Source organism: Amycolatopsis sp. NPDC005961 (assembly GCF_040629235.1).
In the GTDB taxonomy this organism is placed as follows: domain Bacteria; phylum Actinomycetota; class Actinomycetes; order Mycobacteriales; family Pseudonocardiaceae; genus Amycolatopsis; species Amycolatopsis camponoti.
Genome location: NZ_JBEXVF010000006.1, coordinates 166,830 through 189,599, shown reverse-complemented (window position 1 = coordinate 189,599; position 22,770 = coordinate 166,830). Strand labels below are relative to the sequence as shown.

Below are 22,770 nucleotides of genomic sequence, written 5' to 3'. Positions count from 1 at the left end.
GTGAAGGGGCCGCCGTGCGCGCACGGCGGCCCCTTCGTCGTCAGCGGACGCCGAGGAGGTGCTCCAGGGCCAGCTGGTTCAGGCGCGTGAAGTGGTAGCCGCGGGCGCCTGCCGCGTCGAGGTCGAAGTCGTCCTTCAGCAGGTCGTCGAACGACTCGCCCGGCGCCAGCGTCGGCGTCGACAGCTCCGGGACGCGGGACGCCGCCAGCGCCTCCGCGACCTCCGGGTCGGCGCGGAACGCCGCCGACTTCTCCTTGAGGATCAGGTACGTCCGCATGTTCGCCGCGGCGGACACCCACACGTCCGACGGGTCCTCGGTGCGCAGCGGCTTGTAGTCGAAGTGCCGCGGACCCTCGTACCCGCCGTTCTCCAGCAGGTCGACCAGGAAGAACGCGCTCTTCACGTCGCCGTGGCCGAAGATCAGGTCCTGGTCGTACTTCGGGCCGTGCTGGCCGTTGAGGTCGATGTGGAACAGCTTGCCCTGCCACAGCGCCTGCGAAATACCGTGCACGAAGTTGAGCCCGGCCATCTGCTCGTGCCCGACCTCCGGGTTGAGCCCGAACATCTCGGACCGCGCGAGCTGCGAGATGAAGCCCAGCGCGTGCCCGATGGTCGGCAGCAGGATGTCGCCGCGCGGCTCGTTCGGCTTGGGCTCGAGGGCGAACCGCAGCGAGTAGCCCTGCTCGACGACGTAGTCCGCGAGCAGGTCCAGGCCCTCCTTGTACCGGTCCAGCGCCGCCCGGACGTCCTTCGCGGCGTCCGACTCGGCGCCTTCGCGGCCGCCCCAGACGACGTAGGTCTCCGCGCCCAGCTCGGCCGCGAGGTCGAGGTTGCGGCGCACCTTCCGCAGCGCGTAGCGCCGGACGTCGCGGTCGTTGCTGGTCAGGCCGCCGTCCTTGAACACCGGGTGGGTGAACAGGTTCGTCGTCGCCATCGGGACCTTGAGCCCGGTCTCGGCGAGCGCCTTGCGGAACCGCTCGATCGCCTTGTCGCGGTCGGGCTCGGTGGCGAGGAGGTCGTCGTCGTGGAACGTCACGCCGTAGGCGCCCAGCTCCGCGAGCCGGTGCACGCTCTCCACCGGGTCCAGCGGCGGCCGCGTCCCGACCCCGAACGGGTCGTTCGCGGGCCAGCCCACGGTCCAGAGGCCGAAGGTGAACTTGTCGGCCGGCTGGGGAGCGTAGTCGCTCATGACTGTCCCTTCATTTAGTTCACGTTGTAGACTAAATATGCGCCGCGGTGGTCCCGGGCGTCAAGAGGGCCGGTTAGAGTGCTTCGCAGGAGGGGACGCGATGACCCAGGCCGTGCGGCACGACTCGATGCGCGCCCGCAACCTCGAGGTCGTGCTGGGCGCGGTCAGCCGCGGTGGCCCGCTGACCAGGGCTTCCCTCGCCGAGCTCACCGGCCTGACCAAGTCCACGGTCTCCAAGCTCGTCGGCGACCTCGTCGAAGCCGGCCTGCTGGCCGAGACCGGGCCCGCGCGGGCGGGCGAACGCGGCCGGCCGGGCGTGGAGGTCGTGCTCAGCGGCGCGCGCGTGGCGTCGCTGGGACTGGAGATCAACGTCGACTACCTCGCGGCCCGCGTGCTCGACCTCACCGGCGAGGTCCGGTTCGCCGCCCGCCGCGAGCGCGACAACCGCGGGTCGCGGCCGAAGAAGGTCTTGGCGGAGCTGCAGGCGCTGGCGTCGGAGGCGCTGACCGAGACGCACCGGCTCGGGCTGGAGGTCGCCGGCGCGGTGCTCGCGGTGTCCGGCCCGGTCGGCGACGGCGTGCTGTTCAGCGCCCCCAACCTCGGCTGGCAGGACGTCCGCCCGGCGGACCTGCTGCGCCTGCCCGTCCCGGTCGAGCTGGACAACGAAGCGAACCTCGCGGCGCTGGGCGAGCTCTGGTTCGGCGACGGCGAACGTGACTTCCTCTACGTGTCGGGTGAAGTCGGCATCGGCGCGGGCCTGGTCGTGAACGGCGCGCTGTTCTCCGGCGCGCGGGGCCTGGCCGGCGAGCTGGGCCACGTCGTCGTGGCACCGGACGGGCCGCCCTGCCGGTGCGGCGGCAGCGGGTGCCTGGAGATGTTCGCGGGCCAGGAGGCACTGCTGACGGCGGGGCACACGGCGTCGGTCCCCGCGCTGCTGGCCGCGCTCGAAGACGGCGACCCCGCGGCGAGCGAAGCGTGCGCGGCGGCGGGGCGGGCCCTCGGCATCGCGCTGACGTCGGCGGTCAACCTCCTGGACCTCGACCGCATTGTGCTCGGCGGGGTCTTCACCCAGCTGTACCCGTGGCTGTCCGGCCCGGTGTCGGAGGTGCTCTCGGCCCGCCTCGGCGGACTCCGGGGCGCGCCGCCGGTGCTGTCGGCGTCACGCCTCGGCGGTGACGCCGCCACGCTGGGCGCGGCCGGGCGGATCGTGCACCGGGTGCTCGCCGAGCCGGCGCCGTTCCTGACCCGGGTTCAGGAGGCGTAGGCCTCCACTTCGGACAGCTGACCGGCGGGCCAGCCGGTGTTGCCGCTGAAGGTCAGGCGCACGGAGTGATCCGTGCCGGACACCGGGATGGTCACGGTGTTCCCGTTCGCCGGGTCGAACACGTACCCCGCCGGGCTGCCGCCGTTCACCGCGATCGTCTGCGTCCGGGCGCCCCACGACGGCGGCAGCTTCAGCACCAGCCTGCTCGCCGCGGCGCCGAGGTCCACCGTGAACGTCTGCGGGAACGCGTTGTTCGTGCTTTCCCAGTAGCTCGACGCATTGCCGTCGACCGCGTTGCCCGCCGGGTAGCCGCCCTGCGACCCGCTCGCCGTGACCGGACGTCCTTGCGCGAGGTTCACCGACGCGGGCGGCGGTCCACCCAGCTGCGCGGCCCAGTAGCGCGTCCGGTCGAGGTAGGCGGTTTCCGACGCCGCTCCCGAAGTCCCATACGCTCCGGCGAAGGTTTCGTACGCTCCCGAAGGCGGCGACGAACGAGCCGGTTCGATGATCGATCCCTCGTGCCATTCGTTGAACGACGTCACCGAAACCCAGTCGGCGCTCGACGAGATCGCGTTCTGCCACTCGCGGTCGTAGGTCGCCCCGTTGTCACGGCCCAGGGTCGGGGTCGTGTTGCCCGGCACCGCGCGGTCGTCGACGTACCCCGGGCCCACCGAAGGCGCCCAGACCAGGCCGTTCGCTTCGCAGTAGGCCCCCGCTTCGCGCCAGCCCGGTGCCGTGGCCCCGGCGATCGCGTCGTAGGTGTACATCCCGCCGAAGTGCGCGACCTTGCTCGTGTCGGTCGTCTGCGCCAGCACGATCGCCGACGAGCGCACCTGGTCCAGCGGCGTCCAGTCGGTGATGCGCAGGCTTTCGAAGACGTAGAACGCGCCGCGGCCGCCTTCACGGTAGTACGCCGGGCTGGAGCCGTAGCGACTCTGGATGTAGCCGATGTCCGAGACCGTCGAAGCCGCCGTCCGCCCGCTGTAGGGCTCCAGGTGCCACGCGACGCGGATCCCGTGCCGCGCCGCGGCTTCCAGCACGCCGGCCGCCAGACCGTCCTCATAGGACCCCTGGCCCCACCAGCTGTAGACGATCACCCCGGCGCCGGACTGCTCGATCCACCGCATGTGCTGCTCGACGGCACCGGTGAAGTCCCCGGAGTCGTACGGGCCCAGCACCGGGTAGAAGTTCGCGCCGACGTCGTCCGGCGGGGTGTGCCCGCCCTGCTGCCAGTGCCGGTAACCGGTGGAACTGCCGCCGTACCAAGGATAGTAGAACAGATGAGTGCGGCCCGACAGTGCCGCCGCGGCGTGCGAGACGCCCGGCACGGTCGCGGCCAGCAGGAGAAGAGCGGCGAAGAACGTCGAAATCCGTCGCATGCGGGAACCCCTCGGTGGGTGCGGAGTGTTCCAGACCATACGGACGGCTTCCGCGCCAGGGCAAGAGTTCACCGCACATACGCAAACTTGCGTCGGAAACCCACCAATACAGCGAAAACCGCCCCGGGCGCACCCGGGGCGGTTTCCGTTGAGCGGGACTAGCTGACGGAGTTGACCAGCACCAGCGAGGAGCCGACCGTGACGCCCGTGTCGGTCTGCACGGTCAGCTGACCGCGCAGGATCCGGCCCGACGCCGGGGCCGCCGTGGCGGTGACCGTCGCCGGCACCGTCCACGAGCTGCCGGACGCCCGCAGCGCGTTCGCGTCGGTCACCGCGACCGAACCGAACGCCGGGTTGGTGAACACGTCCAGGTAGTCGTAGTCCGTGGTACCCGAGGGCACCGCGAACCCGTCGACCAGCGCGACCCAGACACCCGCGGCCGGGTTGGCCACGGTGACCGACTCCTCGGAGTCACCGTCCGCGCTGACCGCCGCCTGCACGCAGGACCCGGTCGAGCAGTTGTACAGCACCAGGTCCAGGTCGGCGCCGACGTCGGACGTCCGGCCGATCGTGGCCGTCAGCGACGTCGAGCCCGGCGTCACCTGGATCTGGTACTGCTGCTGCGCCCCGTCGGCGATCGACTGCCGCGCGACCTTGGCGCTGCCCAGCGTGGCGCCGTTCAGCTTGCCGGTGAAGGCGCCCAGCGTGTTCGTCACGGTGTACGAACGCGCGATCGGCGTGCCCAGCGTGGCCGAGGCGATCGTGTCCGGGTTCGGCGCGATGGCCGTGCCCAGCACCGAAGCCGACAGCTTGTACGCCGCATTGTCCACATCGGACGTCCGGCGCGCTTCCACGACGATCTCCCACACACCCGGCTGGGGGTTGGCGATCGTCCGGCTGGTCGGCGTGCCACCGGGGCAGCCGGCGCCGGCGTCGGGCAGGTAGCAGAACGTCGTCGACGTGCTCGCCTCGGCCGGGACACCGGTCGGGTCGTAGCGCAGGAACCGCACCTGGCCCTTGCCCGGGGCGCCGGCCCCCGCGTCCAGGTCCACCTTCAGCGCGCTGGCGCCCTGGGGCACCCGCACGAAGTAGCTGGTCGCCTGGTTGCGGGCGATCTTGCCGGAGACGTCGACCTGGTAGCCCTTGTCGGCGGTGAACTCCTGCGGCGCGAAGACCGTGTTGAGGGTCTGCACGTCGACGCCGATGGTCAGCGGGTTGTCCAGGTTCAGCACCGCCGAGTGGGCGCCCGCCTTCTTCGGCTCGACCTTGACGTCGAACTTCACCGGCGTGTTCAGCGGCAGGACCACTGTGGACTTCGACGAGAACGTCCCGTCGTTGCCCGTCCACCGCGCGAAGTACGGTACCGGCTGCGCCGACCCCGTGGTGCGGGTGATCGTGTACGTGCGGGTGTACGCCTTGCCCGTGGTCACGCCTTCGCGGTCGTGGATGCCCACGCCCGTGTTCGGGGTGGCCAGGAGGCCCGAGAGCGCGGTGTGCACCTCGACCGACGTCGAAACGGCGTCCGGCTTCGGGTTCAGCGACAGCGCGACGAACGCGGCCGGCACGTTGAACAGGCCCGCGCCCTGGGCGTAGGCGTCGATGCCCGGCACGAACCGCGCGGTCGACTTGATGGCCGAGCGCAGCTGCGCCACCGGCGGCCGCTGGCCCTTGTGCGTCGCCTTGTACGCGCTCACCAGCAGAGCCGCCGCGCCGGTCGCCTGCGGCGACGCCATCGACGTGCCCTGCAGCATCGCGTAGCCCGCGGGCAGGCCGTACGTGCCGGCCACCGGGCCCCCTGCTTCCCAGCGCGGGATGGTCGCGATCGCCGCGCCGGGCGCGATGATGTCCGGCTTGAAGCCGCCGTCCTCACGCGGGCCGCGCGAGGAGAACGGGTGCAGCGACTCGGCGTTCTTGGTGACCGAGCCGTAGTTCGACAGCCAGGTCTCCTTGGTGATGTACGAGCCGACCGAGATCGCGTCCGTGGCCACCGACGGGTCGCCGACGGTGTTCGCCCCGGCGCCGCTGTTGCCGGCCGAGATGAAGATCTGGACGTTGTACTCGGCGATCGTGCGGTTGTAGAGCTCCGCACGGGCGTTGTTGCCGTCGTTGAGGGCGGGCAGGCCACCGATCGAGATGTTGATGACGTCGGCGCCGTGGCTGGCCGCGTAGACGACACCGTCGATCAGGCCCGACGACGTGCAGGCGGTGCCGGTGAGGCAGACCTTGACCGCCAGGAGCTTCGCGCCCGGGGCCGCGCCGTCCATCTTGCCGCCGAAGAGGTCGTTGCCGGCGGCGATGCCCGCGACGTGCGAGCCGTGCTCGGCGCCGGAGATGCCGATGCCGACGAAGCCCGGCTTGTCGGTCTGGACCACGAAGGCCATCCGCTCGGCGACGTCGGTCGCCGGGTTGTCCGTGCCGAAGAAGCCGTAGTCGTACTTCTTGGCGTAGTCGGTCATCGGCTTCTCGTCGGTGAAGTCGCCGTTGCCGTTGAGGTCGACCCGGACCTCCTTGGTCGCCGGGTCGAGGAGCACGCCCCACGAGTCGGCGCGGTCGCCGTCGCGGTTGACGTCACCGCCGGTCTCGCTGTCCGCGCCGCCCAGGTCGCCGGCGGTCTCGCTGAAGACGCCGAAGGTGTACGGGCCGCCGGTGGCCGGGGCCGTCCAGTTCTTGCCGTTCGCGGTGAAGGCGCCGGTGTAGGTCTGCGTGGACTGCTTGACCCAGGTGCCGTCACCGGAGTTGGTGGCGTTGGCGTTGTACCAGTCGACGATCTTGCGTTCGCCGTGGCTGGTGGTCGCCAGCGCGGGGGAGTCGAGGTCGACGCCGGAGTCGAGCACCGCGACCGTGGTGTCCTTGCCGTCCCAGTTGGGCAGGACCTGGCCGAACTGCGCCGCGTAGGTGTCGCCGGTCGGCAGGTACGGGTTCACGCGCGGGGTGTTCTTGCCCGGTGCCGGCTGCGGCGAGGGGACCTGCGCGCCGTCGGGCTTCGGGTCGTCGCGGTAGACGAGGCCGTCGACGTCGACGGCGTTGACCGACTTGAGCTTCGCGGCCTTCTCGGCCTTGTCCGTCGGGACGCTGACCTTGACGTAGTCGAGCTTGGTGTCGGTGGACTGGACGACACCGCCGAGCGCCTTGAGCTCGTTCACGGCGGCGCCGGTCTGGCCCTTCTCCGCCGCGATCAGCAGCGTGACGTCGGGCTTTCCGGCCTTCTCGGCTTCGGCGACGAGCGCGCGGTCGTGCTCGTCGAGGGTCTTGCCGTCGGCCGCGCCCGAGGTCGGCGGGGCCTGCTGGGCGGACGCCACGGGGACGGCGATGCCGAGGACGGAGGCGCCGAGTGCGGTGGCGAGGACGGTGATCCCGGCCCGCCGTCTCCAGCGCGATCTGTGCGTTGTCACTGAGAACGACCCTTCATGAAGAGATGCGTCCGTGAAGTACACAACGTGAGATCTTCGTCAGCAATCAGACACTTAGCCCATTGACCGCAATTGGTTGCGAGCCGAATGGCCTAATCGACTGCCCGGTTGGGAGTCAACCCGAAGCGCCAGTTTCCGGTGAAAGGGATGCCTTGCTATACCTGTGTGCAGCGGGCTATATTCACGTGTAGTCGACTACACGTACGTATAGGACTGCTGATGAGCACGGAAGACTTCACGGCGAGGGCCCGGATCCGCGACGCGGCGATCAAGCTGTTCACCGAGCGCGGCATGGAGAAGACCTCGATCCTCGACATCGCCGAGGCCGCCGGGGTGTCCGGCGGCCTGATCCGCCACCACTTCGGCTCCAAGGACGGCCTGCGCGAGGCGTGCGACACCCACGTCTTCGACGAGCTGCTGAAGTTCAAGGAGGAGGTGCTGGCGAAGGGTGCCGCGAACCCGGGGTTCCTCCCGACGTTCGACGCCCGCCAGCTGCTCTACCGCCGGTACCTGGGCCGCGCCATGGTCGACGGCTCCGCCGCCGCCGACGCGCAGTTCACCGGGATCGTCGACGAAACCGAGCGCTACTTCCGCGAGCAGGGCATGGACATGCCCGACCCGCGGGGCGTCGCCGCCGCCCTCGCCGCGATGACCGGCGGGCTGATGATCCTGCAGGACCACGTCGCCCGCGCGCTCGGCGAGGAGCCGGGCACGAACGAGGCGATGCTGCGCATGTCCGCGGCCGCCGGGCACCTGTTCCTGAACCCGCTCGCCACCACCGAAGTCCTCGAAAAGGCCCGCGAAGCGCTGGCCGCCTACCAACGGAAGGAATGACGATGGCCGAAGCGATCACCGCCGACGGCCTCACCAAGGCGTTCGGCGCGGCGAAAGCCCTCGACGGGCTCGACCTGACCGTCCACACCGGCGAGGTGCACGGCTTCCTCGGGCCGAACGGCGCCGGCAAGACCACCACGATCCGCGTCCTGCTGGGGCTGATGCGGGCCGACGGCGGCCGCGCCACCCTGCTCGGCGGGAACCCCTGGACCGACGCGACCGAGCTGCACCGGCGGCTCGCGTACGTGCCGGGCGACGTCACGCTCTGGCCCAACCTGACCGGCGGCGAGGTCATCGACCTGCTCGGCCGGCTGCGCGGCGGGCTGGACGGCGAGCGGCGCGCGGAACTCATCGAGCGCTTCGACCTCGACCCGCGCAAGAAGGGCCGGACGTACTCGAAGGGCAACCGGCAGAAGGTCGCGCTCGTCGCGGCGCTGGCGTCCGATGTGGAGCTGCTGGTGCTCGACGAGCCGACGTCCGGGCTCGACCCGCTCATGGAGGAGGTGTTCCGGCAGGTCGTCGAGGAGGAGCGGGAGCGCGGTGACCGGACCGTGCTGCTGTCCTCGCACATCCTGTCCGAGGTCGAGGCGCTGTGCGACCGCGTCACGATCATCCGGGCCGGGCGCACCGTCGAGTCGGGCACCCTGGACGAGCTGCGGCACCTGGGCCGGATCACGATCGACGCCTCGCTCGCGCACGTCCCCGCGGACCTGGGCGCACTGCCGGGCGTCCACGACCTGAGCACGTACGGCTCGCACGTCCACCTGTCGGTCGACCAGGCTTCGCTGGACGACGTGATGCGCCACCTCGCCGAGGCCGGGCTGCGGAACCTGGTGAGCCGTCCGCCGACGCTCGAGGAGCTGTTCCTGCGTCACTACCGCCACGACGAGCCGGTCGGAGCAGCGCGATGACGGGGACCTGGTCGCTGCTGCGGCTGGTGCTGCGCCGGGACCGGTGGCTGATGCCGCTGTGGATCGTCTGCCTGGCGGTCGCGCCGATGGGCTACCTGTCGTCGATCAAGGCGGCCTACCCGGATGCGGCGTCGCGGCAGCACTTCTACGACCTCAACGCCTCCAGCGCGACCTTCGTCGTCCGCAACGGGCCGCTGTACGGCTCGTCGGTGGGGAATCTCCTGGCGTGGCAGTGCGGGTTCGTCCCGGTCGTCGTCGGGCTGATCGCGCTGCTGACGGTCGTCCGGCACACCCGGGCCGAGGAGGAGGCGGGCCGCCGGGAGCTGACCGGCGCGACCGTCGTCGGGCGGCACGCGGGTCTGGCGGCGGCGGTGATCGCCGCCTGTGGCGCGTGCCTGGCGTACGGGCTCCTGGTCGGGTTCGGCCTCGCCGCGCAGGGTGCCCCCTTCGCCGGTGCGCTGGCGCTGGGTCTCGGGTTTTCCTTGGCGGGCTGGGTGTTCGCCGGCGTCGGCGCGGTCGCCGCGCAGCTGACGTGGGGTGCGAGCGGCGCGCGGGGGATCGGGATCGGCGTGCTGGTCCTGGCGTTCCTGCTGCGGGCGGCGGGCGACAGCAGCGGCTCGGCGGGCTGGGTCGCGTGGTTGTCGCCGATCGGCTGGGCGCACCGGCTGCGGCCGTTCGCGGGGGAGCAGTGGTGGGTGCTCGCCCTGGGCGTTCTCGCGACCGGCGCGCTGGTGGTCCTGGCGGTCGCGCTGTCCGCGCGACGGGACCTCGGCGCGGCGCTCCTCCCGGCCCGGCTGGGGCGGGCGACGGCGAAGGCGTCTCTGCGGTCCCCGCTGGCGCTGGCCTGGCGGCTGCAGCGGGGGACGCTGCTGGTCTGGACCGTCTGCCTGGCACTGATCGGGCTGCTGATGGGCGGGGTCGGGAAGAACGTCGCGGAGATGATGCGCGACAACAAGGCCGTCGCGGACGTGTTCTCGCGCGTCGGCGGCGGAGGCGCGGTGACGGACGCGTACCTGGCGGGGACGATGACGCTGTTCGGCCTGGCGGCGGCAGGCTACGCGGTGCAGGCGACGCTGAAGCTGCGCGCGGAAGAGGCGGCGGGCCGGGCGGAACCACTGCTGGCGACAGCGGTCGGCCGCACCGGCTGGGCCCTGGCGCACCTGACGTTCGCGGTGCTGGGCTCGGCGTTCCTGCTGGCTGTCACGGGTTTGGCGATGGGGTCGGCGTACGGCGCTTCGCTGGTCCCGGCGGCGCTGACCCAGCTGCCGGCGGTGTGGGTACTGGCCGGGCTGGCGGCGTTGCTGATCGGTTTCGTCCCGCGCTTCGCGGCGGCGGCGTGGGGGCTGCTGGGCGCGTTCCTGCTGCTGTCGCTGGTGGGAACGGCGTTGCGGTGGAACGACGTGGTGCTGGGGATCTCCCCGTTCCAGCACCTGCCGAGGCTGCCGGGCGGCACGTTCTCGGTGACACCGGTGCTCTGGCTGGTGGCAATCGCCCTCGCGGCCGGCGCGGGAGGCCTGGCAGCGTTGCGAAGGCGCGACATCCCGGTGGGCTGACAGCGAGACGCAACCACGGCCGGGGGTCCAGGGGGCTTGCCCCCTGGCGGGGGTCCGGGGGTTCGACCCCCGGGAGACACCGCGAGGCGAGGCCCGGTTCGCGCTTTCCGCGAACAGGCCTCGCCCCGAGCATCGCGTGGCAACCGAGGGAGTCGAACCCTGCGCGGCTTATGAGGGCGGCGCCCATGGACCGGCCCTGACCCTTCGGCGGGCGACGGCTGCCATCTCTTACAACGGTAGCTAGTACCCATCTCATTCCCATCTCACTCCGTGCTTCACCCGGACGGGTCCGGCTGGCAAGGTTGTCCGCATGGATGATCTACTGCTGCGCCGCGTGCGGCCGGGGCTCGGCGGGGAGCTCGCGGACGTCCGGGTCAACGACGGCCGCGTCACGGCGATCACCGAGCCGGGGTCGGCCGGGTTCGCGGCGCGGGTCGTCGACGGGCACGGTGGCACGCTGCTGCCGGGACTGGTCGACGCGCACGTCCACCTGGTGCAGTGGGCGACGTCCCGCCGCCGGATCCCCCTCGACGCGGCGCGGTCGGCGGGTGAGGCGATCGAGCTGCTGCTGGCGCACCTGCTGGCGACACCGGCGCGGCAGACGGAACTGGTCGTGGGCGCCGGGTTCCGCGACGCGCTCTGGCCGGACCGGCCGCACAAGGACCTGCTGCAGCGGGCGCTGCCGGGGCGGGCGGTGGCGTTGTTCAGCGCGGACCTGCACACGCTGTGGCTGAGCCCGGCGGCGCTGAAGCTGATCGGCCGCGACCACCCGACGGGCGTGCTGCTGGAGAACGACTGCATGAGCGCGACGGCCCAGCTCCCGACGGCCGCGATCGACGTCCAGGATCAGTGGGTGGCGGAGGCGGTGGCCGCGGCGGCAGCCCGCGGAGTGACGCAGATCGTCGACTACGAATACGCGGACACGGTCGCGGACTGGACGCGCCGAGGTGCCCCGGCGGCCCGGATCTCGTGCGTGATCGCCAGGTTCCTGCTGGACCAGACGATCGAGCGCGGCCACCGCACGGGTGATGTCCTCCCGGATTCGGACGGGCTGCTGACGGTGGGCCCGTTCAAGCTCTTCGTGGACGGCTCACTCAACACGCGCTCGGCTTATTGCCACGACCCCTATCCCGGCGGGGATTCGCCGGGGCTCCTCGAACTCCCGCCGGCCGAGCTGGTTCCCTTGATGGAGCGGGCTTTCTCGCACGGCCTGCTCCCGGCGGTCCACGCGATCGGCGACCACGCGAACACGATCGCGCTGGACGCGTTCGAAGAGGTCGGCTGTCCCGGCCGGATCGAGCACGCGCAGCTGCTCTCGGCTTCCGACGTCCAGCGGTTCGCCGAGCTGGGCGTGATCGCGGCGGTCCAGCCGGCGCACCAGCCGGACGACCGCGACGTCGCCGACCGCCATTGGCACGGCCGGACGTCCCGCGCGTTCCCGTACCGCTCGCTGCTGGAATCGGGTGCCCGCCTGGAATTCGGGTCGGACGCACCGGTGGCACCGCTGGACCCGTGGGACGGCATCGCGTCGGCGGTGTTCCGCACGGACGACGACCGCCCGGCGTGGCACCCGGAGGAGTCCATCCCGTTCCCCGACGCACTGGCGGCGTCTTCGGGCGGCCGTCGCGGGGTTTCCGTGGGTGACGTGGCGGACTTGATGGTGACGGCGGCCGACCCGTCGACGTTGTCGGCCGCGGACCTCCGGGCCCTCCCGGTGACGGCGACGATCCTCGGCGGTCACGTCACGCACCAGAGCTGACCCCGGCGAACCGGTTCCACGCACCCGCGATCACCGGCCCTCGCCAGGGTCCGGCGCGTCGATGAAGGTGTGCCAAGGCGTGATCTTGTCGATGTGCACGACGGCGTCGAACGCGGCGAGCGGGTCCACCAGCTGCTTGTACGGTCCTTGCCGGAGGCCGTCGATCTCGGCGAAGCGGCGGGCCACCTTGCCGTCGCTCGGGACGTCGCGCAGGTCGAGCAGGCCGAGCGGGGCACCGGCGCCGGCGAGCAGGACATCGAGGCTGCCCGGTTCGGTGAAGGGCGCGACGTCCTCGTAAAACACTTCGGTGTGGCCGGCCGGCCCGTCGGGCAACGCTCGGTGGCCGAACACGCGACCGCCGTCGTACGTGGTCGCGATGACCACCATCCGGTCGCCGAGCGAGCGGGCCAGGTGCTGGCCGAGCATGACCTGCTCCTCGTTGATGATCGGCGGCACGCGGTACGGCGAGCGCTGCACGTGCCCGTTGGCGGCCCCGACGACGATGCGGTCCTCCCGGCCGAGGATCCACTCGACGTTGTCGGCCATCGCCGCGTCCCGGACGTTGGCGCCCCGGTAGGTGCGTCCCGGCGCGGCGGCCATGTTGGCCAGGAAGGCGTCGGCGTACCTCGCGTTGACCGCGCACTGCAGCGCGATGTCGGCCCCGGTCGCGTCCACAGTGGAGTAGGGGACGCGCAGGGCGCGCAGGCGTTCGGTCAGCTCGCCGATCCGGGCGGTCAGCTCGTGGCGGTGGGCGGTGTCGAGCGCCAGGTAGGCGTGGATCGCGGGGGCGGCCCAGGCGAGCCCGCTCCGATCGGATGGCAGGTAGCCGAACAGCGGCAGCAGGGTCTTGCGGGCCGCCGCGGCGTAGGCCGGGTCCGCCTCGTCCAGGAAGGCCAAGGCGGCCGTGACCCCGGGCCGAGCGGACGCGCTGGAGTCGGGCACGTCCATGCCGTAGAAGCGGATCTTGCGGTCGTGCGTGCGGTTGTGCTCGCGCAGCCAGACCAGTTGGTCACGCATCTCCGCGCACTTGCCCATGTGGTAGGTGATCCCGGTGCGCAGGAGCTCGTCCAGGTCGCCGTCGCCGCCGAGCACCCAGTCGTGGACCGCCCAGCCCTCCGGGAAGCCGGACTCCATCGCGAACCCGGTGAACCCCAGCTCGTCGACGAGGAACCGGGTCACGAGGTGGCGCAGCTGGTAGAACTCGTGCACCCGGTGCGTGCTCTCGCCGACGGCCACGACGCGAGCGTCGCCGACGATGTCGCGCAGCGGCTCGAGCTCGTCGTAGCCGGAGTCCGGCTCGAGCGTCCGCAGGCGGACCACGTTCTCCCGGAGCCACCCGGTGATGTCGGCGTCCATTCACTCGTCCTTTTCTTCGGGAGCGTCTTCGGCAGGGTCTTCGCCTGCGGCACGGGCCTTGCGCAGGTAGTCGACGACCTCGGCGGCGCCGCCCGGACCGGCCCAGCCGAGCCGCTCGTCGAGGTCCCGGCCCAGCCCGGCCCGGTTGTCCTCCCACAGCGCCGTGGTCGCCGCCTCGAACCGGCGGTCGCCGGGGTGGAACGCGGCCGCCGTCGCGCGCCAGCGCGCGACCAGCTCCTGCACGGCCGGAGCGTCGACCGGGGTCCCGTCGAGCAGGTGCCGCCGAAGCCGGGTGAAGAGCTCGAGCCACTCGGTCTTCAGGGTCTCGATCGCGCCGCCGCCCAGCCGCGCGGCTCGTCCGGTGATCGTCTCGAGCTGGGCGGCGGACAGGTACCGGCCGGCCTCGACGGACATCGGCTCCAGGGCGGCGAGGAACTGCTCCGGTGCCGGCATGGCCGCTTCGGCCAGCCGGGCGAGCAGGCCCCGGAGCCGCTGGGCCGACTCCTCGACGCGCGCGGCCCGGGCCTCCAGGTCGGCGAGCTGGGCGGTCAGCAGGCCCCGCAACGAGCCGAGGTCGTCGGCCGCGTTCCGCAGCACGACGGCCACCTCGTCCAGGGAAAGCCCCATCCCGCACAAGGTCCGCACCCGGTAGAGCCGGCGCACGTCGGCCTCGACGTACCGCCGGTGCCCGGCCGGAGTCCGCTCGGCCGGCGAGACCAGGCCGATCCGGTCGTAGTGGTGCAGGGTGCGCACCGTGACGCCACTGGCCCGGGCCAGCTCCCCGATGCTCCACCTGCGTTCGCTCACGCCTCGACCGTAAAACCTGACGTCGCGTCAGGTTCAAGGCTTTCCGGGCTTGCTTTGTCCACCGGACAACGGAAAAGATCACCCCGGATCAGTGACAACGTTGTCAGGAGGAAACGGATGAGAGCGCGGACGCGCGTCCTTGCCACCCTGCTCGCGGGAGCCACCACCGTGGCCCTCGCGACGCCCGCCGAAGCGAAGACCAGGTTCGCCGACGACCCCACCACCCTCGTCGACACCTCGATCGGCAACAACGGGGACGGCACCACCTTCCCGGGCGCCACCACCCCCTTCGGCATGGTGCAGCTCAGCCCGGACACCCAGCTCAAGAAGTACGCGTCCTACGACTACGCGCAGGACACCACCCTCGGCTTCAGCCACACCCACCTCTCCGGCGTCGGCTGCCAGACCATGGGCAACTTCCGGTTCATGCCCACCACGGGCGCCGTCACCAGCTCGGACCCCGCCCGGTACGGGGCGAAGTTCAGCCACGCCGACGAGACCCGCCGGCCCGGGTACTACGGCGTCAAGCTCGGCAACGGCATCGAAGCCGAGCTGACCGCCACCCAGCGCACCGGCCAGCACCGCTACACCTTCCCCGCCGGCGCCATCAGCGAGAACGTCCTCATCGAGGTCGGCGAGAGCAACGGCTACACCTACGCCGGCGACGTCCACGTCGTCGGCGACGACACCGTCGAAGGCTGGCTGCAGGGCGGCAACTTCTGCTGGGAGACCCAGAAAGAACGCTACAAGGTCTTCTTCAGCGCCAAGTTCGACCGCGCGTTCACCAGCTTCGGCACCTGGACCGACAACAAGCTGACGCCGAACCAGCGCGACGCCACTCTCGGCTCCCAGCGCACCGGCGCCTGGCTCACCTTCGGCTCCGACAAGAGCCAGGTCGGTGCGTCCGTCGGCCTCTCTTACACCTCCGTCGACGGCGCGAGGCTGAACCGCACCACCGAACAGCCCCGGTCGTTCGACAAGGCCGAGAAGCAGGCCCACGACACCTGGGCGGACGAGCTGAACCGCATGCGCGTCGCCGGCGGGACGACCGCCGACCAGCGGACCTACTACAGCGCGCTGTACCGGTCGCTGCTGCACCCGTCCGTCGGGTCCGATGTGGACGGTTCCTACCGCGGCTTCGACGACGCCGTGCACCGCAGCCGGGACACCTACTACCAGATGTTCTCGCTGTGGGACACCTACCGCTCGCAGAACCAGCTGGTCGCGCTCCTGCACCCGGACAAGGCCGCGGACATGACCAAGTCCGTCCTCGAGATCTACCAGGACGGCGGCTGGGTACCCCGCTGGGCGCTCGCCGGCGGCGAGACGAACGTGATGAGCGGCGACCCCGTCACGCCCTGGGTCGTCGACAACTACCGCCGTGGCCTCCTCGACGACAAGACCGCGCGCCAGCTGTTCGACGCGCTGTGGCGCAACGCCAACGAGGTGCCGGCGGACCAGTCGATCTTCCGCGGTCGCGACGGCAACCCGACCTACGTGAAGAACGGCTGGATCGGCTACCAGGACCTGCCCGGCTACACCTACGGCGACACCCGCCAGGCCGGTTCGGCGACTCTCGAGTACGCCCTCGCCGACTGCGCGCTGTCCACCATGGCGCAAGGGCTCGGGTACCGGGACAAGGCCAAGACGCTCCAGGCCCGCTGTGGGAACTTCACCAAGCTGTGGGACGGCAGCGTCGAATCCCACGGCTTCACCGGCTTCCCGCGCACGAAGGCCGCGGACGGCACCGGCGTCGGCAACCCCGACCCGGCGCAGTCCACCGGCTTCCACGAGGGCACGCCGTGGCAGTACCAGTGGCTCGCCCAGCAGGACACCGCGAAGCTGTTCGGCCTGATGGGCGGCGCGGGCCAGGCGGAGAAGCGGCTCGACACGTTCTTCGACCTGCCGCTGCTGCTGAGCGACCCGGCGAAGGCCGCCGCGGACTCCTGGGTCCACGGCGCGTACGACTACCACAACAACTTCGCCTTCAACCCGAACAACGAGCCCGACCTGCACGCGCCCTGGATGTACAGCTGGACCGGCGCGCCGTGGAAGACCTCGGCCGTGCTGCGCGCGGCGCGGACGCTCTTCACCGACACGCCCTACGGCATGCCCGGCAACGACGACCTCGGCACCATCTCGTCGTGGCTCGTCTTCGGCATGGCCGGCGTCTTCGAAGCCCAGCCCGGCTCCGGGACGTACCTGCTCAGCACGCCGATGTTCGAGAAGGTCGAGATCCACCCGGAAGGCGGGCGCAAGATCGAGATCGAAGCCCCCGGCGCGAGCGCGGCGAAGCTGCAGTACACAAAGGACGTCCAGGTCGGACACCGCGGCTACGACCGCAGCTGGATCTCCCACGCGGACCTGCTCCGCGCGGGCAAGATCCAGTTCCGGCTGAGTGACACCCCCACGAGCTGGGGGACGAAGTCGGCACCGCCGTCGATGTGATCGCGTGACGGCCTCCCCGGCGCCCGGGGAGGCCGTACGATCCCCCGCATGCCGACGCCGGACGCCCGTGAACGCATCCTCGGAACCGCCACGCGGCTGTTCGACCGGCACGGGGTGCACGCCGTGGGGCTGCAGCGGATCATCGACGAGTGCGGCTGCGGCAAGAACCTGCTCTACATGTGCTTCGCGAGCAAGGACGACCTGGTGGTGGCGTACCTGAGGCGCTGCGCCACCCGCTGGGACGCGCTCCTGGACGGCGCGAAGGCGGCCGCGGACATCCCCGAGCGGCAGCTGGTCGAGCTGGTGCGCGCGGCCGGGGTGCGGGCGACCGAGCCCGGCTCGCGCGGGTGCGCGCTGCGCGCCACCCTGGCGGAGTTCCCCGAGCGGCGGCACCCGGCCCACCGCGTGGCGGTGGAGTACCTGGTGCGGGCGCGGGCGCAGCTGCGCGACCTGGCGGCGGAGACGTCGGCGGCCGACCCCGAGCGGCTGGCCGCCCGGGTGCTGCTGATCATCGACGGCCTGTACGCGAACGGCCCGATCTTCGGCGACGACGCGGCCAAGGCGGCGGTCGCGTTCGCGCAGGACGTGGTGGAGGCGGAGACCTCAGCGGAGCCGGCGAAGGGCCGCTGACCAGGCCCGACGCGACACGGTGAGCTGACCGGCGGCCGGCGCCTTGCTGTCCCGCACCCCGACGGTGCGTTCGATCGCCACCTCGACGCACTCGGAATTGCCGCCGCTGTGGCTGGACTTGCGCCAGGCTTGCATTCGGCTCCTCGGCTATCTCGCTGCCTCCGCGATCAGCGCACGCGAGGCAGATTCGCTCAAAGCTCTCTCCGCCAACACTTTAGCAAGCCTCAGGTACGAGCGGATGTGCTCGTCCGCGTGCAGGAAAGCACTCGAGTAGGCGTGTTCGAGCAGCGCGATCGGGGGTGAGTCCTCGTATTCGTAGAGGAAGAAGGAGCCGAGCATGCCGGGGTGGTAGCCGGCCTCGGTGGGCAGCACCCGCAGCGAAACGTGGGGTCGCTCGGCAATCGCGAGCAGGTGGTCCATCTGGTCGGACAGGATGTCCTCGCCGGCGACCGGCTCGCGCAAGGCGCGCTCGCCGATGATCGCCCGGTACTGGACCGGTTCGGCCCGGGTGAGCATCTTCTGCCGTTCGAGTCGCATGACCAGGTGGGCATCGGCCTGGCTTCGCGTGAGGTCGGAATTGTCAAGAATCGCTCGCGCGTAGTCGGGTGTCTGCAGAATTCCGGGAATGAGCGTGCAGGCCCACGCGGTGATTTTCGTGGCGGACCGTTCGCACTCGACCAATCCGGAAAGCTCCGGGCTGATTTCGGGCGTGCCCGGCGTGACCCAATCCCGCTCTTTCGCCGTCCTGGCCAATTCTAGCAGATATTTCTGCTTTTCGCCGCGGACTTTGAAGAAGCCGAGGATGAGCGCCACGTCCGCCACCGAGGGCAACCTCAACCCCTTCTCCCACAACGACAGCACTTGCGGCGCGAAGCCGAGTATGCGCGCCAGCTGGCGCAACCCCACTCCGTGCGCTTCGCGTACTTCGCGCAGCCCGGCGGCCAACGCGCGAGCGCGTGGGGTGGAAGAAGTCGCTTTCATGCGCCGATGATACGAACCCCGTCCATCACCCTCTCGATGTCTTGGTGTCAACCGGATCGGACAGATTGAATGGACGTCATGTTGAGGTGGCAACAGGCGGAAGGAAAGCGTCATGCGCTCGACGGGGCTTTCCCGCCGCGTCCGGAAGAACGGTTCGAGGCCTTGTGCGGGGAAGAGGTGACCGTCGCGGTGCGCGACGTTCCGCAGCTCGGCGGGCACTGGTTCGACCCGACCTGTGCCGAATGCCGGAAAGCGTGGCTGGCTCGGTGCTGACCGGCGCCGACCGGGACCAGCGGCTGGTCGAGCGCGTCCGCGACCTGCACGGTTCGCTCGGCCCCGACGTCTCGTGGCTGGCGCGCACCCTGGACGACGAGACACCGCGGCCGGACATCCTCCGCGACCTCGGCGAACGGCTCGCCGAGCTGGGCGCGGACCTCGTCGCCCGCGCCGACGAGCTGGACGCCCGGGTCCGGGCCACCCTCCCGGACCACGGCTGGCTCCCCGAAGCGGGCGCACGGCGGCGCGCACTGGCCGTCGCCCACCAGGTCGGCCCGCACCCCCTCCGGTGCGGGCCGATCTTCCTGGCCGTCTGCGGCGCGGCGTGCTTCCCGTTCTACGGCACCGACCCGTCGGGCCGGACAGCCCGGCACGAACGGTGCGCAAGGTGCCTGAGCCGGATCAGCTCGTGAGCATCGTGGCCAGGCGGTCGAAGTGCCGCCGCGCGCGAGCGTCGTGAAAGCGCTCGAACAACGCGAGCGCCTCCCGGCGGCCCTCCGCGCTCCTCTTCTTCACCGGCGAACGGAAATCACAGCACAGGGATGATCTTGATGCGCCGGCAATGCATTCCATGCCGTTTCCGAGGATTGACCGGTATATGCCCCGTTTGCGCCTGTGTTGTTCCCGGGTGCGGACGCACCGCAGCTGAGGCAGAGTGAGGGTGAGAGGAGGCACCCATGGCCGAAGCGAAGACGAACGCGACCGAGAGGTTCTTCCGGATCGCGATCGCGATCAAGGGCCTCGACGGCGCGTTGCAGGTCGTCGGGGCGCTGATCCTCGCGTTCATCCCCGCGTCGACCGTCAGCGGGTTCACCCACGCGGTCATCACCCGCGACCTGCTGGGCGACCCGTCCGGCACCCTCGCGCGCCACCTGGAGTCGGCGACGGAGAACTTCCTCCACGGCGACACGAAGACGTTCGCCGTCGCGTACCTGCTCGCCCACGGCCTGATCAAGCTCGGCCTGGTCTGGGCGCTGGCGCGCAAGATCGTCCGGGCGTACCCGGTCGCGGCGGTCGTCCTCGCGGCGTTCGTCGTCTACGAGATCATCCGGGCGATCCACACCCACTCGATCGCGCTGCCGTTCTTCGCCGCGCTCGACGTCGTGATCATCGTCCTGGTGCTGCGCGAATACCGGCAGCTCAGGCGGGAGCGCTAGGCGGCGACGGGAAATCGCACCGTCGTGCTGCCGGCCTCCAGGGGTTCGACGTAGAGGGCGGTCGCGTTGTCCGAACCGCCGCGGGCGAGCGCGGCCTCGACGAGCTCGGCCGCGCCGGCGCCCGGCCGGGCCAGCACCGCGCGGATCCCGCTGCCGGTCAGTGGCTTGTGGACACCGTCGCTGGTCAGCAGCAGCCCCGCGCTCGGCGTTTCCGCCGTGCCGATCTCCTCGGGCTCGGCCGTGCGGACGCTCGTGGTGACGACGTGCTCCATCCGCGGGGTCACCGGCTGGTGGCGGGCGCGGAAGTACTCGGCGAGGGTGTGGTCGGTGGTCAGGCGGCCGAGCGTGGTGCCGTCCCAGGCGTACGCGCGGGCGTCGCCGACCCAGGCGATGCGGTACCCGCCGTGCTCGGCCGGCATGGCGACGACGAGCACGGCATCCCCGAGGGTCTGTTCGCGAACCGCGCGCTGCGCGGCGAGAACGGCTTCGGTCGGTCCTTTGTGGACCGGCGTGCGGGCGGCGGCCGCGGCGGCGGTGCGGGCGGCCCGCGCGGCGGCGGGATCGTCCCCGACGCCGTCGGCGAGGGCGAACACGATGCCGGGACCACCGGCCGCGGCGTAGGCGCCAACGGCATCCGCGTTGAGCGAGCGCGGCCCCTGGGCGCTCGCGGTGTGCCAGCGCGGGTACTCCGGTCGTGTCGTGATCATCGCGGCCTCCTCGTTCCCTCTGCTCTCCATGGTCCGCGCTAAACCTGTGGGCAGTCTGAGACGTTCCTGTGCCGGCGGTGTCGGTCCGGGTACCTTGGGAACGGGGTGGGGCATGGAGTTCCGGATTCTCGGTCCGCTGGCGGTGATCCGCGCGGACGGCCGCCCGGCCGTGCTCGGCGGCCGGAAACCGCGGACGCTGCTGGCGGCGCTGCTGCTGGCGCGCGACCGGGTGGTTGCCGATGAGCGGCTCATTTCGCTGCTGTGGGACGGCGTGCGGCCTTCGACGGTCGACGCGCAGCTGTGCACGTACGTTTCCCGCCTGCGCAAGGGACTCGGGCAGCCCGCGCGGCTCGTCCGATCGGGTGGCGGGTACCTGCTGGCCCCGGACGGCGGCACCGTCGACGCGGAGCAGTTCGAGCGGCTGGCGGCCGCGGGGCACGGCGAACTGCGTGCCGGCGAGGCCGCGCGTGCGGCGGCGTTGTTCCGCTCCGCGCTCGACCTGTGGCGTGGTCCGGTGCTGGCCGGCATCGCCGAACCGCTTCGCGCGGGGGAGTCGGCGCGGTTCGAGGAGCTCCGGCTGGCCGTCCTGGAGAGCCGGATCGAAGCCGAGGTGGCGGCCGGCGACCACCTGCGGGCGGTGCCGGACGCCACCGGCCTCGTGCTCGACCACCCGCTGCGGGAGCGCGCACGGGCGCTGCTCATGGCCGCGCTCTGCGCGAGCGGGCGGTCGGCGGACGCCGTGGCGGTCTACCACCGGGGCCGGCGGATCCTCGACGAACGGCTCGGGATCGCGCCGGGCCCCGTGCTGCGGGCGGCGTATCAGCGGGTGCTGTCCGGGTAGGGCGTCGAACGGAAGTCGCGGTCCAGTTCCGCGGTCGAGCGCGGCAGCCAGTACCGGGCCTGCGCGCGGACCTGGTCCCGCGGCAGGCCCGGGTTGACGTGCCGGTGGTCGGGCTTCGCGATCGACTGCAGCGCCCAGGCGAACCCGAGCATCGGCGTGATCCGCGCCCAGCGGCGGCGGTCGATGTTCAGCACCATCTGCGCGCGCTGGATGGCGTGCCAGAAGTGGTACCCCGACGGCGGATCCCCGTCCATGGTGTGCACTTCGGACTCGACATCGGCCCGCCGCGGGTCGAACAGGATTCCCTGCCCGAAGGCCGCGAAGGCTTTTATGAGGCCCTCTTCGTCGCCGCGGTAGAAGCGGTCGAAGTTGCCGAGCTGGAGCCGCGAAAGCGTGGTGAGCGGCTGCTCGAGGGGCTTGACGAACTCGGCGTAGTTGTGCGGGTAGCCCGGTTCGAGGCTCAGCGCCCGCCACTTCGCGGGCAGGCCCTCCGGGGCGTTCTGCTGGATGAACGGGAAGAGGATCGCGTAGGCGTCCCGGACCTCCTGGGCCGGGTGGTACAGCGCGATTTCGTCGAGCTGGTACCAGAGTTCGTTGGCTTTCCGATCACCCAGCATGCCCGGCACGGGCGGCAGGGTCGTCGTGGCGGCTTCGGCCGTGCCGGTGACGAGCGCGGTGCTCGCGACCGCCACGGCCGCGCCGAGCTTGAGCAGGTTCCGGCGATCGAGCGTCATGGATTCACCCCCGTCGGCGGCCCCCTGCCGCCGTCGCCGCCACGGTACGGAAGGGTTCCATACTTTCTCTGTACGATCGTTTTCCGTGGACGACTACCGCGCGCTCGAGAACCTGGTCGTGACGTACGCGGAGCTGGTCGACGCGGGTGACTTCGACGGCGTCGGCGCGCTGTTCGCCGCCGGGACGTTCGTGGGCGGCGGCGGGACCTTCCGCGGTGCCGAAGTCGCGCGGATGCTGCGCGACACGGTGATCGTGTACGAGGACGGGACGCCGCGGACCAAGCACGTGACGACGAACATCGCGCTGGAGGTGTCCGGCGACACGGCGTCCGGGCGCGCTTGCTTCACGGTGCTCCAGGCGGCGCCGGGGCTGCCGCTGCAGACGATCGCGGCGGGCCGGTACGCGGACCGGTTCACACGCACCGCGGACGGGTGGCGATTCACCGAACGCCGGGTGACGGTCGACCTCGTCGGCGATGTCGGCCACCACCTGCGGCTCCGGCCGTAACGACCCGCTGACCTGCGACGACTTCG

Annotated in this window: 21 protein-coding genes; 12 read left to right on the top strand and 9 right to left on the bottom strand. The window is 71.3% G+C overall.

Translation table 11 applies throughout. The features are described 5' to 3' along the window. Positions 1-40: 40 nt before the first annotated feature. A complete protein-coding gene (gene xylA, locus ABZ342_RS08245; protein ID WP_155545595.1) occupies positions 41-1,189 on the bottom strand; it encodes a xylose isomerase in 1,149 nt (382 codons plus the stop codon). Positions 1,190-1,289: 100 nt separating this feature from the next. On the opposite strand from xylA, the gene ABZ342_RS08240 reads away from it, so the two are divergent. Further along, positions 1,290-2,453 carry an ROK family transcriptional regulator gene (locus ABZ342_RS08240; protein WP_360470155.1) on the top strand — a complete coding sequence of 388 codons (1,164 nt, stop codon included), beginning with the start codon at positions 1,290-1,292 and terminating at the stop codon, positions 2,451-2,453. Here the strand turns inward: ABZ342_RS08240 and ABZ342_RS08235 are convergent. Beyond that, positions 2,441-3,832: a discoidin domain-containing protein gene (locus ABZ342_RS08235; protein WP_360470153.1), complete on the bottom strand. Its 1,392-nt coding sequence runs from the start codon at positions 3,830-3,832 to the stop codon at positions 2,441-2,443. The genes ABZ342_RS08240 and ABZ342_RS08235 overlap by 13 nt on opposite strands. Before the next feature lie 158 nt (positions 3,833-3,990). Beyond that, entirely contained in the window at positions 3,991-7,224 is a 3,234-nt protein-coding gene (locus ABZ342_RS08230; protein ID WP_360470151.1) for a S8 family serine peptidase, read from the bottom strand. A gap of 237 nt (positions 7,225-7,461) precedes the next feature. On the opposite strand from ABZ342_RS08230, the gene ABZ342_RS08225 reads away from it, so the two are divergent. From ABZ342_RS08225 to ABZ342_RS08210, 4 genes are all read left to right on the top strand, one after another. Next, a complete protein-coding gene (locus tag ABZ342_RS08225; protein ID WP_155545598.1) occupies positions 7,462-8,076 on the top strand; it encodes a TetR family transcriptional regulator in 615 nt (204 codons plus the stop codon). A 2-nt stretch (positions 8,077-8,078) separates the two neighbouring features. Beyond that, on the top strand, positions 8,079-8,987 hold the full coding sequence (locus ABZ342_RS08220; protein ID WP_360470148.1) for an ABC transporter ATP-binding protein: 909 nt from the start codon (positions 8,079-8,081) through the stop codon (positions 8,985-8,987). Continuing rightward, positions 8,984-10,540, top strand: coding sequence for an ABC transporter permease (locus ABZ342_RS08215; protein WP_360470146.1), 1,557 nt, complete (start codon positions 8,984-8,986; stop codon positions 10,538-10,540). Before ABZ342_RS08220 ends, ABZ342_RS08215 begins: the two co-directional genes overlap by 4 nt. 310 nt (positions 10,541-10,850) lie before the next feature. Then, positions 10,851-12,299 (top strand): amidohydrolase family protein, encoded by a 1,449-nt coding sequence (locus ABZ342_RS08210; RefSeq protein ID WP_360470143.1) that lies wholly within the window; start codon positions 10,851-10,853, stop codon positions 12,297-12,299. 30 nt (positions 12,300-12,329) lie between these two features. Here ABZ342_RS08210 and ABZ342_RS08205 read toward each other — a convergent pair whose 3' ends face one another. After that, positions 12,330-13,655, bottom strand: a complete 1,326-nt coding sequence (locus tag ABZ342_RS08205; protein WP_360470140.1) for an erythromycin esterase family protein — start codon at positions 13,653-13,655, stop codon at positions 12,330-12,332. After that, the gene (locus ABZ342_RS08200) at positions 13,656-14,462 is read right to left on the bottom strand and encodes a MerR family transcriptional regulator (protein ID WP_360470137.1); all 807 of its coding nucleotides are present in this window, start codon (positions 14,460-14,462) and stop codon (positions 13,656-13,658) included. A 117-nt stretch (positions 14,463-14,579) separates the two neighbouring features. On the opposite strand from ABZ342_RS08200, the gene ABZ342_RS08195 reads away from it, so the two are divergent. After that, a complete protein-coding gene (locus ABZ342_RS08195; RefSeq protein ID WP_360470134.1) occupies positions 14,580-16,910 on the top strand; it encodes a GH92 family glycosyl hydrolase in 2,331 nt (776 codons plus the stop codon). Between the two features lie 48 nt (positions 16,911-16,958). Next, a complete protein-coding gene (locus tag ABZ342_RS08190) occupies positions 16,959-17,540 on the top strand; it encodes a TetR/AcrR family transcriptional regulator (RefSeq protein WP_360470131.1) in 582 nt (193 codons plus the stop codon). Here ABZ342_RS08190 and ABZ342_RS08185 read toward each other — a convergent pair. Both ABZ342_RS08185 and ABZ342_RS08180 read right to left on the bottom strand, forming a co-directional pair. Continuing rightward, on the bottom strand, positions 17,514-17,675 hold the full coding sequence (locus tag ABZ342_RS08185) for a DUF397 domain-containing protein (protein WP_360470128.1): 162 nt from the start codon (positions 17,673-17,675) through the stop codon (positions 17,514-17,516). The two genes, ABZ342_RS08190 and ABZ342_RS08185, sit on opposite strands and share 27 nt — an antisense overlap. A 12-nt stretch (positions 17,676-17,687) precedes the next feature. After that, entirely contained in the window at positions 17,688-18,521 is an 834-nt protein-coding gene (locus ABZ342_RS08180; protein WP_360470126.1) for a helix-turn-helix transcriptional regulator, read from the bottom strand. A gap of 69 nt (positions 18,522-18,590) precedes the next feature. On the opposite strand from ABZ342_RS08180, the gene ABZ342_RS08175 reads away from it, so the two are divergent. The 3 genes from ABZ342_RS08175 to ABZ342_RS08165 all read left to right on the top strand — a co-directional run bounded on the left by ABZ342_RS08175 (position 18,591) and on the right by ABZ342_RS08165 (position 19,954). Continuing rightward, entirely contained in the window at positions 18,591-18,794 is a 204-nt protein-coding gene (locus ABZ342_RS08175) for a zinc finger protein (RefSeq protein WP_360470123.1), read from the top strand. Then, on the top strand, positions 18,764-19,210 hold the full coding sequence (locus ABZ342_RS08170) for a hypothetical protein (protein WP_360470120.1): 447 nt from the start codon (positions 18,764-18,766) through the stop codon (positions 19,208-19,210). The genes ABZ342_RS08175 and ABZ342_RS08170 overlap by 31 nt, the downstream gene beginning before the upstream one ends. A 264-nt stretch (positions 19,211-19,474) precedes the next feature. Then, positions 19,475-19,954 (top strand): DUF2127 domain-containing protein, encoded by a 480-nt coding sequence (locus ABZ342_RS08165; protein WP_155545611.1) that lies wholly within the window; start codon positions 19,475-19,477, stop codon positions 19,952-19,954. Here the strand turns inward: ABZ342_RS08165 and ABZ342_RS08160 are convergent. Next, positions 19,951-20,661 carry a serine/threonine protein phosphatase gene (locus ABZ342_RS08160; RefSeq protein WP_360470116.1) on the bottom strand — a complete coding sequence of 237 codons (711 nt, stop codon included), beginning with the start codon at positions 20,659-20,661 and terminating at the stop codon, positions 19,951-19,953. The genes ABZ342_RS08165 and ABZ342_RS08160 overlap by 4 nt on opposite strands. Before the next feature lie 112 nt (positions 20,662-20,773). Here ABZ342_RS08160 and ABZ342_RS08155 point away from each other — a divergent pair, with 112 nt between their 5' ends. Then, positions 20,774-21,502: an AfsR/SARP family transcriptional regulator gene (locus ABZ342_RS08155; protein WP_360470113.1), complete on the top strand. Its 729-nt coding sequence runs from the start codon at positions 20,774-20,776 to the stop codon at positions 21,500-21,502. On the opposite strand, the gene ABZ342_RS08150 is transcribed toward ABZ342_RS08155, so the two are convergent. Then, positions 21,481-22,236: a hypothetical protein gene (locus ABZ342_RS08150; protein WP_360470110.1), complete on the bottom strand. Its 756-nt coding sequence runs from the start codon at positions 22,234-22,236 to the stop codon at positions 21,481-21,483. The two genes, ABZ342_RS08155 and ABZ342_RS08150, sit on opposite strands and share 22 nt — an antisense overlap. 85 nt (positions 22,237-22,321) lie before the next feature. Between ABZ342_RS08150 and ABZ342_RS08145 the strand changes: the two genes are divergently transcribed. After that, positions 22,322-22,744 carry a nuclear transport factor 2 family protein gene (locus ABZ342_RS08145; protein ID WP_360470107.1) on the top strand — a complete coding sequence of 141 codons (423 nt, stop codon included), beginning with the start codon at positions 22,322-22,324 and terminating at the stop codon, positions 22,742-22,744. The last annotated feature ends 26 nt before the right edge of the window (positions 22,745-22,770 follow it).